Source organism: Variovorax sp. 05N34, assembly GCF_056397405.1.
In genome coordinates this window covers 150745-165897 of the sequence record NZ_JBFTNI010000009.1, presented here as the reverse complement: position 1 = coordinate 165897, position 15153 = coordinate 150745, and the positions used below count along the sequence as shown (strand labels likewise).

At 64.8% G+C, this 15153-nt stretch carries 12 protein-coding genes and 2 riboswitches; of the genes, 4 read left to right on the top strand and 8 right to left on the bottom strand.

Annotated elements, in window-relative coordinates; translation table 11 throughout:
- Positions 1-5 precede the first annotated feature (5 nt).
- The 4 genes from gcvP to AC1DMA_RS23560 form a co-directional block, all read right to left on the bottom strand.
- Positions 6-2912, bottom strand: coding sequence for an aminomethyl-transferring glycine dehydrogenase (gene gcvP, locus AC1DMA_RS23575; protein WP_478145663.1), 2907 nt, complete (start codon positions 2910-2912; stop codon positions 6-8).
- 137 nt (positions 2913-3049) lie between these two features.
- On the bottom strand, positions 3050-3424 hold the full coding sequence (gcvH, locus tag AC1DMA_RS23570; RefSeq protein ID WP_478126918.1) for a glycine cleavage system protein GcvH: 375 nt from the start codon (positions 3422-3424) through the stop codon (positions 3050-3052).
- Positions 3425-3507: 83 nt separating this feature from the next.
- Entirely contained in the window at positions 3508-4668 is a 1161-nt protein-coding gene (gene gcvT, locus AC1DMA_RS23565; protein WP_478145662.1) for a glycine cleavage system aminomethyltransferase GcvT, read from the bottom strand.
- A gap of 46 nt (positions 4669-4714) precedes the next feature.
- Positions 4715-4824, bottom strand: a riboswitch (glycine riboswitch).
- Positions 4825-4839: 15 nt separating this feature from the next.
- Positions 4840-4939: riboswitch (glycine riboswitch) on the bottom strand.
- Positions 4940-5016: 77 nt separating this feature from the next.
- Complete coding sequence (locus tag AC1DMA_RS23560; RefSeq protein ID WP_478145661.1) at positions 5017-6582, bottom strand: glycine betaine ABC transporter substrate-binding protein; 1566 nt, start codon at positions 6580-6582, stop codon at positions 5017-5019.
- A 29-nt stretch (positions 6583-6611) separates the two neighbouring features.
- On the opposite strand from AC1DMA_RS23560, the gene AC1DMA_RS23555 reads away from it, so the two are divergent.
- A complete protein-coding gene (locus tag AC1DMA_RS23555; protein ID WP_478145660.1) occupies positions 6612-7490 on the top strand; it encodes an alpha/beta fold hydrolase in 879 nt (292 codons plus the stop codon).
- A 21-nt stretch (positions 7491-7511) separates the two neighbouring features.
- Positions 7512-8660: an ROK family protein gene (locus AC1DMA_RS23550; RefSeq protein WP_478145659.1), complete on the top strand. Its 1149-nt coding sequence runs from the start codon at positions 7512-7514 to the stop codon at positions 8658-8660.
- Between the two features lie 13 nt (positions 8661-8673).
- Here AC1DMA_RS23550 and AC1DMA_RS23545 read toward each other — a convergent pair whose 3' ends face one another.
- The 4 genes from AC1DMA_RS23545 to AC1DMA_RS23530 all read right to left on the bottom strand — a co-directional run bounded on the left by AC1DMA_RS23545 (position 8674) and on the right by AC1DMA_RS23530 (position 12765).
- The gene (locus tag AC1DMA_RS23545) at positions 8674-9360 is read right to left on the bottom strand and encodes a dienelactone hydrolase family protein (RefSeq protein WP_478145658.1); all 687 of its coding nucleotides are present in this window, start codon (positions 9358-9360) and stop codon (positions 8674-8676) included.
- A gap of 81 nt (positions 9361-9441) precedes the next feature.
- Positions 9442-10821 (bottom strand): phospholipase D-like domain-containing protein, encoded by a 1380-nt coding sequence (locus AC1DMA_RS23540; protein WP_478145657.1) that lies wholly within the window; start codon positions 10819-10821, stop codon positions 9442-9444.
- Positions 10818-11486, bottom strand: a complete 669-nt coding sequence (locus AC1DMA_RS23535) for a glutathione S-transferase family protein (RefSeq protein ID WP_478145656.1) — start codon at positions 11484-11486, stop codon at positions 10818-10820. Before AC1DMA_RS23535 ends, AC1DMA_RS23540 begins: the two co-directional genes overlap by 4 nt.
- A 160-nt stretch (positions 11487-11646) precedes the next feature.
- Positions 11647-12765, bottom strand: coding sequence for a 5-methyltetrahydropteroyltriglutamate--homocysteine S-methyltransferase (locus tag AC1DMA_RS23530; RefSeq protein WP_478145655.1), 1119 nt, complete (start codon positions 12763-12765; stop codon positions 11647-11649).
- A gap of 158 nt (positions 12766-12923) precedes the next feature.
- Between AC1DMA_RS23530 and AC1DMA_RS23525 the strand changes: the two genes are divergently transcribed.
- Together AC1DMA_RS23525 and AC1DMA_RS23520 are read left to right on the top strand one after the other, a co-directional pair.
- On the top strand, positions 12924-13700 hold the full coding sequence (locus tag AC1DMA_RS23525) for a GntR family transcriptional regulator (RefSeq protein ID WP_478145749.1): 777 nt from the start codon (positions 12924-12926) through the stop codon (positions 13698-13700).
- Between the two features lie 202 nt (positions 13701-13902).
- A complete protein-coding gene (locus AC1DMA_RS23520) occupies positions 13903-15078 on the top strand; it encodes an ABC transporter substrate-binding protein (protein ID WP_478126908.1) in 1176 nt (391 codons plus the stop codon).
- Positions 15079-15153 lie beyond the last annotated feature (75 nt).

The following is a 15153-nucleotide window of genomic DNA, read 5'->3' as shown; positions in this document are numbered from 1 at the left end:
GTTTCCTACTTGACCAGTTCGTCCATCGGCACGCAACTGCAGAACAGATTGCGATCGCCGTAGACGTTGTCGACCCGGCCGATGGGCGGCCAGTATTTCGCCGCTTTGAGCGCGACGAGCGGAAACGCCGCCAGCTCGCGCGAGTAAGGGCGCGTCCATTCGCTGGCGAGCAGGCTCGCGGCGGTATGCGGCGCGTTCTTGAGCGGGTTGTCGTCCTTCGGCCAGACGCCTTCCTCGACGCGGCGGATCTCGCCGCGAATGGCGATCATTGCGTCGATGAAGCGGTCCAGCTCAGTCAGCGGTTCGCTTTCGGTGGGTTCGACCATCAGTGTGCCGGGAACGGGGAAGCTCAAGGTCGGCGCGTGGAAGCCGTAGTCGATGAGCCGCTTGGCAACGTCTTCGGCCGTGACGCCGCTGGCGTCCTTCAGCGGGCGCAGGTCGAGGATGCACTCGTGCGCAACGTGGCCGTTGGCGCTTGCATAGAGCGTAGGGTAGTGCTCCTTCAGGCGCGCGCTGATGTAGTTGGCGCTGAGGATCGCGGTTTCAGTGGCAGCCTTGAGACCGGGCGCACCCATCATGCGGCAGTACATCCAGCTGATCGGCAGCACGGCCGCGTTGCCGAGCGGTGCCGCCGACACGGCCCCGACGCCATGCGAGGCAATGCCGCCTGTCGCGTGACCGGGCAGATACGGAACAAGGTCCTCGACCACGCAGACCGGCCCGACACCCGGACCGCCGCCGCCGTGAGGGATGCAGAAGGTCTTGTGCAGGTTCAGGTGGCTCACGTCGCCGCCGAATTCGCCCGGCGCAGCGACGCCCACGAGCGCATTCATGTTGGCGCCGTCCACGTATACGCGACCGCCGTGCGCATGGACGATCTCGCACAGCTCTTTCACGCGCGTCTCGAACACGCCGTGGGTGCTGGGGTAGGTGATCATCACGGCGGCCAGCTTGTCGCCGTGGGTGCCGCATGCGCGCTTGAGATCGTCGATGTCGACATTGCCTTCGGCATCGCAGGCCGTGACCACCACCTTCATCCCCGCCATGTGCGCACTGGCCGGATTGGTGCCATGCGCGGAGAACGGAATGAGGCACACGTCGCGATGGCTCTCGCCCCTTGCTTCATGAAAAGCCTTGATTGCAAGCAGCCCTGCGTATTCGCCTTGTGATCCGGCGTTGGGTTGAAGGCTGATGCCGGCGTAGCCGGTGGCTTCGCACAGCCATGCGCGCAATTGCTTGTCGAGCTGCGCGTAGCCCTGCAACTGCTCCGCCGGCGCGAAAGGATGGATGTTCGCGAATTCAGGCCAGGTGATCGGGATCATCTCGCTGGTCGCATTGAGCTTCATCGTGCAGCTTCCCAGCGGGATCATGGTGCGATCGAGCGCGAGATCCTTGTCGGCCAGGCTGCGGATGTAGCGCAGCATCGCGGTTTCGCTCTTGTGCGTGTTGAATACCGGATGCGTGAGAAAAGCGCTCGCGCGGCGCAAGTCGTCGGGGATGCGCGATGCGATCCGGCCGGCGAGTTCGTCGAAACGCGGCAGCGGCGTTCCGGCGGGCACGAACAGCGCCCAGAGCGTCTCGATGTCCGCGCGCGTCGTGGTCTCGTCCAGCGAAATGCCGACGTGGTTTTGCACGCGCAGACCGAGGTTGACACTGGCGGCGTCCGCGCGTTCGACGACTTTCGCGGTGTCTTCGCCTGTCTTGACGGTGAGCGTGTCGAACGCCGTTGCGTTCACCAGCTCACGGCCCATCTGTTCGAGCCCTTGCGCGAGGATCGAGGTGAGCGACGACACGCGCTGCGCGATGCGGCGAATGCCCTCCGGCCCGTGATAGACCGCGTACATGCTGGCTATCACCGCCGGCAGCACCTGCGCGGTGCAAATGTTCGAGGTGGCTTTCTCGCGCCGGATGTGCTGCTCGCGGGTCTGCAGGGCGAGGCGGTAGGCCGGCTCGCCATGCGTGTCGACGCTGACGCCGACGAGGCGCCCGGGCAGCGAGCGCTTGAATTCGTCGCGGCATGCCAGGTAGGCCGCGTGAGGGCCGCCGTTGCCCATCGGCATGCCGAAGCGCTGCGTGGTGCCGCAGACGATGTCGGCGTCCCATTCGCCCGGCGGCGTGAGCAGTGCGAGCGCGAGCAAGTCCGCCGCCACACAGAAGGCGGCATCGAACTGGTGCGCATGCCCGGCCAGCGGCCGCAGGTCGTGCACGTGGCCGGTGGTGGCCGGGTATTGCGCCAGCACGCCGAAGAATTCACAGCTCGCCATCAGGTGCGGCAGCGTCTCGGACACGGTGCTGACGCGGACTTCGATGCCGAGAGGCGCAGCACGTGTCTTGATGACTTCGATGGTCTGCGGATGACAGTCGCCGGACACCAGGAACACGTTGCTCTTGCTCTTGACGCTACGGCGGGCAAGCGTCATCGCCTCTGCCGCGGCGGTCGCCTCGTCGAGCATCGAAGCATTGGCAATGGCCATGCCTGTGAGGTCGCACACCATGGTCTGGAAATTGACGAGTGCCTCCATCCGGCCCTGCGAGATCTCGGCCTGGTAGGGCGTGTAGGCGGTGTACCAGGCGGGGTTCTCCAGCACGTTGCGCAGGATGACGCCCGGCGTATGGGTGCCGTAGTAGCCCTGCCCGATAAAGCTCTTCGCCACCTTGTTCTTCGCGGCGATCGCCTTGAGTTCGGCCAGCGCCTCAGCCTCTGTGACCGGGGCAGGCAGGCGCATCGGCCGCGCGCGCCGGATGGCGGGCGGGACGATGCCGTCGATCAGTTCGGCCCGCGTGGCCGATCCGATGGCCGACAGCATTCGCGTCTCGTCGGCCGGTTCGATTCCGATATGGCGCGCGATGAATTCCTCGGCGTTCTCGAGCTCGCTGAGCGGAGGAAAAAGGGGCAGGACGGGTGTCGACATGGGGTAGCTTGAGAAGGTTCTGGTTTCGGCAAGTTGTCAGGGACACCGCAGAACTGGCTTTGCCAGGCTGCTGGTGTCGCCCCCTTGCAGGGGGTGGGCGAGAGCGACACGCAGTGCGCGAAGCCTGGGGGTGCGCATTATTCCGCCGAGAATTTCTCGTACGCGGTGTCGTCGAGCAGGGCTTCGAGCTGTGTCACGTCGCTGACGCGCACCTTGAAGAACCAGCCAGCGTCCATCGGAGCGCTGTTGGCAAGCGACGGGTCGGCGCGCAGCGCTTCGTTGACTTCGGTGATCTCGCCGGAGACCGGCATGAAAACGTCCGCGGCAGCCTTGACCGACTCGACCACGCCCGCCACTTCGCCTTGCGCGAAGGACTTGCCGACCTCGGGCAGGTCGACGAAAACGACGTCGCCCAGCGCGTCCTGCGCGTGAACCGTGATGCCAACCGTGACAAGCGCCGCGTCGGCTTCCTGGCGAACCCACTCGTGATCCTTGGTGTACCTGGTGGTCATGAACTGAAGCTCCTTGAGATGAGAAAGTGGGCTGGAAAAAGCAAAGAAAAAAGGCAAAAAAGAGCGCCGCGTGCGGATCGGCCTCAGCCGCGGAAATAGCGCGCGGGAATGAAAGGCATCGTGCTCACTTCCATCAGGACCGGCTTGCCACGGACGATCGCCTGCATGCGCGTGCCGGGCTCTGAATAGGCCAGAGCGACGTACGCCATGGCGATCGGCCGGTCGACGGTGGGGCCGAGCAATCCGCTGGTCACCTGTCCGATCGCAACGCCTTCGAAGGATTCGAGCAGTGTGCCGTCGCGCACTGGCACTCGATCGATCGCGACCAGGCCGACGCGCTTGCGCTTGAGGGTGTGATGGTCGAGGTGGCCCGCCGTCCCGTCCGCAGCCGTGAGCTGTGCCAGCACCTTGGCCGCACCCGGAAATCCGCCTTCGCGGGCTCCGCCGGTGCGCCGGACCTTCTGCATGGCCCACACCAGCGAGGCTTCGACCGGCGTGGTCGTCTCGTCGATGTCGTTGCCATAGAGGCAGAGTCCGGCTTCCAGCCGCAGGGAGTTGCGCGCTCCCAGGCCGATGGGCTTGACCTCGGGTTGGGCGAGCAGCAGCCGGGCCAGGCGCTCGGCGTTCGCAGCGGCAACGGAGATTTCGAAACCGTCCTCGCCGGTATAGCCGCTGCGAGTGACGAAAGTCGGGATGCCGCCGATTTGCGCTGCGCCGCCGGTCATGAAGACAAACCGTTCGATACCCGGTGAAAGCCGCGCCAGTGTTGCGGCAGCCTGCGGTCCTTGAAGGGCGAGCAGCGCGTGGTCCGGCATCGGCGAAACCTGGCAGCGGTGTCCGATTTTGACGGTGATATGCGCGATGTCCGCCTGCTTGCAGGCGCCGTTGACGATCACGAACAGCGAGTTGTGGCCCTCGTTGAAGAACATCAGGTCGTCGAGGATGCCGCCGTCTTCATTCAGCAGCAGCCCGTAGCGCTGCTTTCCAGGTGCGAGACCGATGACGTCGACTGGCATCAGGGTCTCGAACGCGGCCGCGGCCTCGGGGCCTGAAAGCCGCAACTGGCCCATGTGGGAAATGTCGAACAAACCCGCGGCATCGCGCGTGTGCTTGTGTTCGGCCATGAGGCCGGCCGGATACTGCACGGGCATCGAGTAGCCGGCGAAGGGCACCATGCGTGCGCCGAGTTCGACGTGCAGGTCGTGAAGCGGAGTCTTCAGAAGGTCGGTCGATGCGGAGGCCAAGGCTCTCTCCAAAAGGGGCAGTCCAGATCCATGACCGAAGCCATGGGCCACCCCTGCTGTCCGCTTTACCTGAGAGATTCACCCCACGATTGGGGCTTGCTCCTTCGGTGGGCGAGGCCGTCGTGCGACGGGTCGCCTCTCTCCAGCAAGGAAACGCCCTGATGCGGGGCGCTTCGCCAGTCCTTTTGCCTGAGCGTTCGGGCCCGTGTTTTGGTGGGACCTGCGCCTTCGGCGGCCCCGGCGCAGCGGGGCTCTCTCCTGACTGCGCCAGTGTAAGGGATCGAAAGCTCGTTCAACGGCGATTTCAGTGCGATCGCCCAGCCGGGCAAGGCTTGTTCCGCCGCGCCTTCAGCCTCTGCGGCGCATCAAGTATTCGATCGATTCGAACAATGCCTCGCTGAGCAATGCCAGCACTGCGGCCGGCACTGCGCCAGCCAGCAGCAGTTCGCGATCGTTGAGCGCCAGCCCCGTCACGATGCGCTCGCCGAAACCTCCGGCGCCAATGAAGGCCGCGATCGTCGCGGTGCCAATGGCGATGGTCGTCGCCGTCCGTACGCCGGCAAGGATGGTGGGCAGCGCCAGCGGCAACTGCACCACTTGCAGCGTCTGCCCGGCGGTCATTCCCAAGGCGGTGCCGGCCTCGCGCAGCCCTGCCGAAACCTCGGCCAAGCCCGTGACCGTGTTTCGCATGATCGGCAACAGCGAATAAAGCGTGAGCGCGATCAGCGCCGGAACGAGGCCGATCGCGCCCACTGCGGAGATCAATATCGCCAGCAGCGCAAGCGAAGGAATCGTCTGCAGCAGCCCCGTGAGCCCGAGCACGAGCGCACGCGTTCGAAGGTGTGGAAACACGAGGATGCCCAATGGCACCGCGATCAGGATGCCCAGCCCCACCGAAACCGCGACCAGCAGCAGGTGCTGGCGCGTGAGCCGGCCGAGGTCCGGGCCGAAGAGCTTGGCGAGGAAACCGCGCGCCGCGGCATCCTTCGGGCGCGCGGCGCCGGCTGCCTGGGTCGTGTTGGCGTTGGCCGGCTGGGCGACGATCTTGCTTTGCGCGAGGAAGTCGCGCGCAATGACATCGAAGCCCACGCCCTGCAATTCGGCACGCGCATTCATCTCGATCATCGCGTGCTCGTCCACCCGGCCTTCCAGCTTCTGCATCGCCGCCCATGCCTGCGGCCAGCGCGTGGGCACGTCGAGGCGGTAGAGCACCACAGCGTCATAGCGCGGAAAGTAATGGCGGTCGTCTTCGAGCACGCGCAGGCCGAGATGATCGATCTTGGCGTCGGTCGTGTAGATGTCGGTCACGTCGATCTGCTTCGCGGCGATCGCGTCGTAGGCCAGTCCGTGGTCGAGCCCGGTCGGCGTCTGCGTGAAGCCATAGCGAGCGGCCAGCCCTTGCCAGCCGTCGGCGCGTCCGAGGAATTCGTTCGACAGGCCGAGTTTCAGCTCAGGGTGGGCAGCGAGGTCGCCGAGCGTTCGCACGCCCAGCCGCTCGGCATCGGCCGCGCGCATGGCGAGCGCATAGCCGTCGTTGAAGCCGAATGGAATCGCAATGCCAAGTCCCAATGGACGAAGCGCCGCGTTCATGTCCTCCAGCGTCATGGGCTGGGCGCTCTTGAGGATTTCGAGGGCAATGGTGCCGGTGTATTCGGCATAGAGATCGATGCCGCCGGAGGTCAACGCTTCGTAGACGATGGCCGTATTGCCGAGTCCTTGCCGCACGACGGGCGCGGGTGTGGTGTGCGCTGCCGCGGTCTGCGCGAGCACCTGCGCGAGGATGTACGACTCGGTAAATCGCTTCGATCCGATGCGGAGCTCGCCGGCGCCTCCTTGGGCGTGCGACGGCAAGGCTGCGCCGAGAAGGCCCAGGCAGGCCAAGGCGATGAGCCAGGTTCGGCGCAGAGAACGCATCGAGGCAGTGTATCGGCGCCGCGACTCCGATGAGGCGTTTCGAGGGACTGGTTCGTCTCCTACAGACGATCGTGCGCCGTGCCGATGCTGCGGTGCAGCGCCTGAACCAGAATGAATGCGTGCGCATCAACTACATCCGTCGCGGTGAAGGCAAGCCCTTGTTGCTCATCCACGGCCTGGGAGGCACCTGGCGTTCGTGGAGGACCATCCTCACGCCGCTGGCTGCGGAGCGCAGCGTGGTGGCGATCGATCTGCCGGGGTTCGGCAAGAGCCCTGAACTGGATGGCGAAGTTTCTATTGGCACTCTTTGCGATGCGGTCGCCTTGTTTCTCAAGGAACACGATCTCATGGGAATCGATGCCGCTGGCAGTTCAGTGGGCGCGCAACTCATTCTGGAATTGGCGCGGCGCGGCGGTGTCGTCGGGGCGGTCGTGTCGCTCGGGCCGCTCGGCTTCTGGGAAGGCTGGGAGCGCCATGCGTATCGAGCATCCGTGTGCCTTTCCTGGCGAATGGCGCGTGCACTGCAATTCGCCATGCCGGCGATCACGGCGAACGAATGGTCGCGCGTGCTGCTGCTGGGGCACGTCTCGGCGCGCCCGGCCGGTCTTTCGCCTTCGCTGGTCCTGGATGAAATGCGCAACTTCGCATCGGCAGCTTCCTTCAACCTGGTCCTGAAGAACCTCATACAAGGGTCGCCGCAGGAAGGCGCTTTGGTCGGCAGTCTCGAAAAGCAACTCGTGATCGGCTGGGGGCGCTTCGACCGCCTCTGCTTCCCGATCCAGGCCGCTCGCGCGCAGCAACTCTTCCCGGACGCTCGCGTCCACTGGTTCGACCGGTGCGGACACTATCCCCATTGGGATGCGCCGGACGAAACCGCAAAGTTGATACTAGCGACCACGGCCGACTGAACGGCGCACCCGAGGAACACGATGGCAAAAGAAAAGAAAGAAAAGAGAGACAAGAAAGAGAAGAACGAAAGCAAAGATGGGAACGACAACGACGCGCATCCCCTACCGGACGTGCATGGCGCACGCGAACTCCCTTCGGTGGTGGTCGAGGGCTATAGCCTGCAATTGCGCGACAAGGACGGTTTTGTCGGTGACGCGGCCAGCCAGACGGCCTTCAGGGAACTGCTCGAGCGCTGGCGCCGCCGCAGCCGACGCAAGGGGACTGACCCGCTGGGAAGGCGTCATTCCAGGGATCTGAGCAAGCGGGTCCTCGACAAGGCCATCGGCGAAGAGGCCTCACGGGCCGCCGATGTCGTGCATGCCGTCATCGAGGAATTCGCGGAAGACCTGGCTTGGGTGATCGACCGGTTTATGCGTCACCCCTCATGGAAGGGCGTCGAGCGGGTCGTGATCGGCGGCGGCTTTCCGGAAAGCGACGTCGGCGAACGCGCGATCCTGCAGGCCGCGGCCATCCTCCAGGAAATGGGGCAGTCGGTGCAATTGGGCCGCATCTCGCATGAGACCGACGATGGCGGCCTTCTCGGCTGGGTGCACCTGGTTCCGCCGCCGCTGCTGAAGGGCCGCGACGCCATTCTTGCGCTCGACATCGGCGGCACCAATGTGCGCTGCGGCGTCGTCAAGACGCGGATCAGGCGCTCAGCCGACCTCTCCAAGGCCAAGGTGGTTCACCGCGAGAAATGGCGCCATGCCGACGATGGTCCCAGCCGCAAGGTCCTGGTCGAAACGCTCGCGGAAATGCTCGCCAGGCAGATGCGGCATTGCGACAAGAAGGGCATTCGACTTGCCCCGTTCATCGGCATCGGATGTCCCGGGTTGATTCGCAAGGACGGATCGATCGCGCGCGGTGCGCAGAACCTGCCGGGCGACTGGGAGAGCGAGCATTTCCATCTGCCCAGCGAGCTTTGCAAAAAAATCCCGCTGATCGGCGGACACCCCACGGTCGCGCTGATGCACAACGATGCGGTGGTCCAAGGGCTGAGCGAACTGCCCTTCATGCAGGACGTGGAGCGCTGGGCGATCCTGACGATCGGTACCGGGCTCGGTAACGCGAGCTACACGAACAAGTCCGCCGAATCGGGAAAGGGCATCAAGAAGAAAACGAAGCGCTGAAGCGCACCTGGTTTCAGGCGAGTTCGCGGCCGAAGAATCGCAAGGTGCGATCCCAGGCACGCTCCGCCCAGACCGCGTCGTATTGCGTGATCGGGATGCGCCCCGGGCCCTGCGCTTCCTCGTTGGCGAAGGCATGGTGCGCCAGGTAGCGGTGCCCCTCGTATCGCACGCCCGCGGCGTTCAGTTTTTCTTCGAGGCTTTCGACGCCTGCGATCGCAAAGGCCTGATCCTGCGTGGCCCAGTGAGCCATCAGCGGCGCAGTGATCTTCGACGCATCGACGTACTCCAGCGGCGGGTAGCCGTACCACACGACCACGGCGTCGGCCTCGGGGGCCATGGTCGAGGCGAGGAGGGTGACCGCTCCGCCCATGCAAAAGCCGGTGACGCCGACCTTGCCGCCGCGCGCCTTCAGGAACTGCACCGCCCCGCGGACGTCCTGTGACGCCGCGTCCGCGAAGTTCAGGCCGTCCATCAGGTGATGGGCTTCCTCGGCTTCGACCGTGGACTTTCCGCGATACAGGTCTGGCACCAGGGCGGTGAACCCTGCTTCTGCAAACCGATTGGCCACCCCGCGGATCTGATCGTTCAATCCCCACCATTCCTGGATCACCACGACGGAGCCGAAGGGCTTGTCGGCTTCTGCAAGGTAGCCTTGAACGGCGCCGCCATCGGGCCGGTTGAACTGGACGAGCTTTGTCATGCATCTCTCCTGAAGTTGCTTGCGACGAGAAGGCGAGTATCGGACAACGAGGCATTGCCGGCATGCCCGCCCGGCGCTCGGTCAGAGCTGGAACGCGATGGTGAGAAGCAGCCCCTCCGCCAGATCGCGAAGGAGGCCCGGCCGGCGCGCCCGGTAGGTCTCACCGGCCGAAGCGGTGGTTTCGATCCACTGAGCCAGCCAGTCGATCTGGCGGTGGCCGTAGAACACCACGGCCGCCTCATGGTTGATGAGCAAGCTGCGCAGGTCGAGATTGATCGATCCGCACATCGCGAGGTCTTCGTCCACCACCACGGCCTTGGCGTGCGCCATGAAAGGCAACATGCGAAAGGTGACCCCTGCGCGAGCGAGGTCGCGCATCGCGCGTGCGCGAACGAAGTCGGCCAGACGGTGATTCGATCGGGCCGGGATGGCGATCGTCACCTGCACGCCGCGCCGCGCGGCCAGGCGCAGCGCGTCGCGCAGTCCGTCGCCCGGAACGAAGTAAGGAGTGATGGCGAGCAGTCGCTGCTCGGCGCGAAAGCAGGCGTCGATGAGCAGGGCGTGTGCCGTGTCTTCGGTCTGGTCGGGCCCGCTCGGCAGGAACTGCGCGAGGTCGCCTCCAGCGGTCGTTTCGATGGCGGCCGAAGCGCGCGCCTTGCGCTTGCGCACCGACGACCAGTCATGGTCGAACTGCCGCGCCGCCGCGGCGGCCACGCTGCCCCGGAGATCGAAGGACAGGTCACGCCATGGAATCGGATGATCGTCGTTGCCGGTGAAGTACTCGCCAGCAAGATTGCGGCCGCCCGACCAGAGCCACTGGTCGTCGGCAATGGTGAGCTTGCGGTGGTTGCGCAGGTTTCGCGGGCCGGTGCGCCGCAAGCTGAAGATGGGACGAAACACCGCAACTTCGGCGCCCGCTTCGCGCAGCGTGTCGAAGTGCGAGCGCGGCAGTGAAAGCGCGCCGAAGCCATCGAGCAGCACGCGCACCGCCACCCCTTCGCGCGCGCGCCGCGACAGCCGGTTGATGACTTCATGGCCCAGCGCGTCGTCACCGATGATGAAGGTGCCGACGTCGAGCCGCGTCCGTGCGCGTTCGATCACCTCGAAGAGCGCATCGCGCGCAGCCGCGCCATCGGAATGGAAATGAATGTCGCAGGGCCCGGGCGGCGCCAGGCCGAAGCTCTCGATCAAGTCGGCGGCCCAATGCCCCGTCGGGCCGGTGCGCGGCGGACGGGGAGAGCCCGCCGGCCGGAGCTTGCGTTGGCCGAACAACAGGTACATGGGAAGGATGACGTAGGGCATCAGCGCAAGTCCCATGACCCAGGCGATGGCCGTCGAAGGCGCGCGCTGTTCGCGCCGCCCGCGGGTCGTCAGCACATAGACGAGCAGCGCGAACGTGACGACCAGCAAATGCTGCGACGGCGAGGGCAGCCAGTCGAGCAACTCGTCGATCTGATTCACGTGCGGAGATGCGACTGCAGGAAAGCGGGCACCGGCCGCCCGTGCGATGCGAGGAAACGCATCATCGCGCCGACCACTTCGCGCACGGCGGGCCGCTCGCCAACGCGATCACGCCAGGCCACCAGCCGCGGGGTGGAGGATGTCATGCCGGCTCCCTTGCGGTCGGCGAATACATGCGCCATGTAGAAGGCTATGTCGGCGTACGAATAGGGGCCGGCGAGATAGTCGCGGCCTTCGAGAAGAAGATCCAGGTCCTTGCAAAAGCGGTCGCACGCAGCACACGCCGCCCGCGCCGCGGGACTCTGCATGTCGTCCTGCAGCCCAAAAAGCTTCACGACGTGGGGAAAGAAAACCTCATCCGACTTGAGTTCGAGTTGTCGCGCCCGGGCACGCGCGGAGACTTCGGCGGGCCACAGCGGTGGATCGGGAACGAGGTCTTCGAGGTACTCGAAGATCTGAGTCGAATCGAACAGTTCGAGGTTGCCGTCGACCAGCACCGGCACCTGCTGCTTCGGGTTGATCCGCAGCACATCCGGATGCTTGGGCTCGTAGTTGTCGTCGCGGTCGAAAGGCACCATCACGCACTCGAACGGCAGGCCTTTCTCAAGAGCCGCGATCTGCGCCTTGGCGCCGAACATGCTGAGGGGACCGGTGAAGAGCTTCATCCCCGAAGCCTACTTCACCCCAGCGCCAAAACAAACCGCCCGCCGGAACGGCATCTTCGGGAAACACCGCGGAACCGGCTTTGCCGGGCCGCTGGTGTTGCCCCCGGCAGGGGGTCGGCGAGCGACACGAAGTGCGCGCAGCCTGGGGGCGAGCCTAGCGTTAGCCCCCCCAGACCTCTTGGGCTGTCTCTATGACCAGACGCAGCTTGGCACGTTGCGCCTCGACAGCGATGTTGTTGCCGTGCACCGTGCTGGAGAAACCGCATTGCGGCGACAGGGCGAGCTGGTCGAGCGAAACGTATTTGGCGGCGGCCTCGATGCGGCTCTTGAGCTCGTCCTTGTCTTCCATTTCGCCGAACTTGGTGGTCACCAAGCCAAGCACGACCGTCTTGCCCTTCGGCAGAAAGCGCAGGGGACGGAAATCTCCCGAGCGCGCGTCGTCGTATTCGAGGAAGTAGGCGTCGAGATCCATTTCCTTGAGCAGCGCCTCGGCCACCGGCTCGTAGTTGCCGGCTGCGGCGTGCGTGCTCTTGAAGTTGCCGCGGCACAGGTGCATTGCCAGCGTCATGCCGGCCGGCTTTTGCGCGACGACCTTGTTGATGAAGGCGGCATAGCGGTGCGGCAGTTCGTTCGGGTCGTCGCCGCGCTGGCGGGCTGCTTCGCGCATTCTTTCGTCGCAAAGGTAGGCGAGATTGGTGTCGTCCATCTGCACATAGGTGCAACCGGCGTCGGCCAGCGAGCGAAGCTCGTCGCCATAGGCCTGGGCCACATCGTCGTAGAAGGTCGGATCGAGTTCCGGGTAAGCCTCCTTGCTGATGCCGGCGCGGCCGCCGCGAAAGTGCAGCATGGTGGGCGAGGGGATCGTGACCTTGGGCGTGTTGCCGGCCGACACCTGGCTCTTGAGGTACTGGAAATCCGCCAGCTGGATGTTCTTGGCGTGGCGGACCTTGTCGATCACGCGCATCACCGGCGGGGCAAGTTCCTCTGTGCCGTCGGCCTTGCGGATCGTGACCGGAATATCCGTTTTCACGCCGCCGAGCTGTTCGAGAAAGTCGATGTGGAAATAGGTACGGCGGAATTCCCCGTCGGTGATGCTCTTGAGGCCAACGTCTTCCTGGAACTTGACGATCTCCGTGATGGCCTTGTCTTCGACCTTGCGAAGCTGCTCGGGCGTGATTTCGCCCTTGGCTTTTTGCTCTCGGGCTTCGAGCAGGTATTTGGGGCGCAGGAAGCTGCCGACATGGTCATAGCGGGCAGGCAGTTGGGCATGCTGGGACATAGGTGGCTCCGTCAAAACTGGAATAGAACGGTCGATCGTATCCGCACAGGACTGATGCGCAGCGGATACACCGGGATGAGTGTTTACCCTCGAAACTGGGCGGCCTGGTCAATCTTCTGGGTTCGTATGTATACAGTCCGTATCCCGTGAACGATCGCATCCATCCCGCCAGCAGCCATGCCGTCGCCGCCGTGTCCGGCGAACCCGAAGCGGGCGGCTCGCAAGCCGTCAAGGCCCAGTTGCGGCTGCGAGAGATGGTGCTGGCCGGCGAACTGGCCGGCGGTGCCCGCATTGCCGAAGTCGCCATCTCCGAATTGCTCGGCGTCTCCCGAACCCCGGTGCGCAGCGCCCTAATGCGCCTCGAGCAGGAGGGCTTGCTGGAGGCGCTGCCCAATGGTGGCTATGCCGTGCGGACTTTCTCGGAGCGTGACGTGTCGGATGCCATCGAACTGCGCGGCACGCTCGAAGGTTTGTCGGCGCGGCTCGCAGCCGAGCGCGGCGTGGCGCCGGTGGTGCTGCGCGAGGCCCGTGCGTGTCTCAAGCGCATCGACGAGCTGTTGTGCGAACCGGCGCTGGACGATGCCGCGTTCTCGCGCTATGTGGCTTTCAACGAAGAGTTTCATCGCCTGCTGTCCGAGCTGTCCGCGAGCCCGCTGATCAGCATGCAGACCGAGCGCGTCACCAACTTGCCCTTCGCATCGCCATCGGCCTTCGTCGTCGTGCAGGCCAATGCGCCTGCCGCTCGAGACATGCTGCTGATCGCACAGGACCAGCATTGGCAGGTGTTGGACGCGATCGAAAACCGCGAGGGTTCCCGCGCCGAGGCGCTGATGCGCGAGCACAGCCGCATCGCCCAGCGCAACCTCCGCGAGGCGCTGCACGGCCTGCAGGCGCATCCTTTGCCGGGCGTGAATCTCATCCGCCGCCGAACCTGAACATTGCACCCGCACGATGGACCTGCATGACTTGCCTCTGCCACCCCCCATTGCGCGATGATCGCGCGTCCAATTTCATGATCGCGCAGAAATCCGATCCTGCGGCGGCAAGCTAGGTGTTTGCCGAAGCCCGCGTCCACTTGCATCTCGTCACAATATCCACCGTTTCGCCAATTCAGCACCTATCGAAAAGGAGAGCTCCATGCTTCGTCGTCATCTCGTCAAGGCTGCCAGCCTGACCGCCATTGCGCTGGCCATGCCTTCGGCATTCGCCGCGGACAACACGTTCAAGATCGGCCTGATCCTTCCGATGACCGGCCAGCAAGCTTCCACCGGGCGCCAGATCGAGGCCGCCGCGCGTCTTTACATGGCGCAGAACGGCGACACGGTCGCGGGCAAGAAGGTCGAACTGATCGTCAAGGACGACACCGGCTTGCCGGACGTCACCAAGCGCCTGGCGCAGGAATTGGTCGTCAACGACAAGGTGAACGTGCTCGCCGGCATGGGCATCACGCCATCCGCGCTGGCCGTCGCACCGATTGCCACGCAGTCGAAGACGCCGCTGGTCGTGATGGCGGCTGCCACGTCGAGCATCACCGAAGCGTCTCCGTACGTCGTGCGCTCGAGCTTCACGCTGCCGCAGGTCTCGGTGGCCATGGGCGACTGGGCGCCAAAGAACGGAATCAAGACCGTGGTCACGCTGGTCTCCGACTATGGCCCCGGCAACGACGCCGAGAAGTACTTCAAGGAGCGCTTCCAGCTCAACGGCGGCAAGGTGCTCGATTCGCTGCGCGTGCCGCTGCGCAATCCCGACTTCGCGCCCTTCCTGCAGAAAGTGCGCGACGCCAAGCCTGACGCGCTGTTCGTCTTCGTGCCCTCCGGCGCGGGCTCGGCCGTGATGAAGCAGTTCCTCGAACGCGGCATGGACAAGGCTGGCATCAAGCTGATCGCCACCGGCGACGTGACGGACGACGATCAGCTCAACGACATGGGCGACGGCGCGCTGGGCGTGGTCACCTCGCACCACTATTCGGCGGCCCATCCCTCGGCGATGAACAAGAAGTTCGTCGAAGCCTTCGAAAAGGCCAACAAGAACATGCGCCCCAACTTCATGGCCGTCGGCGGCTATGACGGCATGCGCGTCATCTATGACGCCCTCAAGACGACCAAGGGCCAAGGCGGTGGCGAAGCACTCCTCGCCGCAATGAAGGGCCAAGTCTTCGAAAGCCCCCGCGGCCAAGTCCTCATCGACGCCCAGACCCGCGATATCGTGCAAGACGTGTACCTGCGCAAAGTCGAGAAAAAAGACGGCCAGCTCTACAACGTCGAGTTCGACGTCATCAAAAACGTCAAAGACCCCGGCAAGACCAAGCAGTGATGCACCCCCCGCCCTTGACCGCTGACAACGCAAAATCCGCCCCCACCCCATTCGGAAAATACCGTGGAACCGGCT

Coding starts and splice junctions, on each gene's coding strand:
- gcvP (WP_478145663.1), bottom strand. CDS start 2,912: ATGTCGACACCCGTCCTGCCCCTTTTTCCTCCGCTCAGCGAGCTCGAG.
- gcvH (WP_478126918.1), bottom strand. CDS start 3,424: ATGACCACCAGGTACACCAAGGATCACGAGTGGGTTCGCCAGGAAGCC.
- AC1DMA_RS23560 (WP_478145661.1), bottom strand. CDS start 6,582: ATGCGTTCTCTGCGCCGAACCTGGCTCATCGCCTTGGCCTGCCTGGGC.
- AC1DMA_RS23555 (WP_478145660.1), top strand. CDS start 6,612: ATGAGGCGTTTCGAGGGACTGGTTCGTCTCCTACAGACGATCGTGCGC.
- AC1DMA_RS23550 (WP_478145659.1), top strand. CDS start 7,512: ATGGCAAAAGAAAAGAAAGAAAAGAGAGACAAGAAAGAGAAGAACGAA.
- AC1DMA_RS23545 (WP_478145658.1), bottom strand. CDS start 9,360: ATGACAAAGCTCGTCCAGTTCAACCGGCCCGATGGCGGCGCCGTTCAA.
- AC1DMA_RS23535 (WP_478145656.1), bottom strand. CDS start 11,486: ATGAAGCTCTTCACCGGTCCCCTCAGCATGTTCGGCGCCAAGGCGCAG.
- AC1DMA_RS23530 (WP_478145655.1), bottom strand. CDS start 12,765: ATGTCCCAGCATGCCCAACTGCCTGCCCGCTATGACCATGTCGGCAGC.
- AC1DMA_RS23520 (WP_478126908.1), top strand. CDS start 13,903: ATGCTTCGTCGTCATCTCGTCAAGGCTGCCAGCCTGACCGCCATTGCG.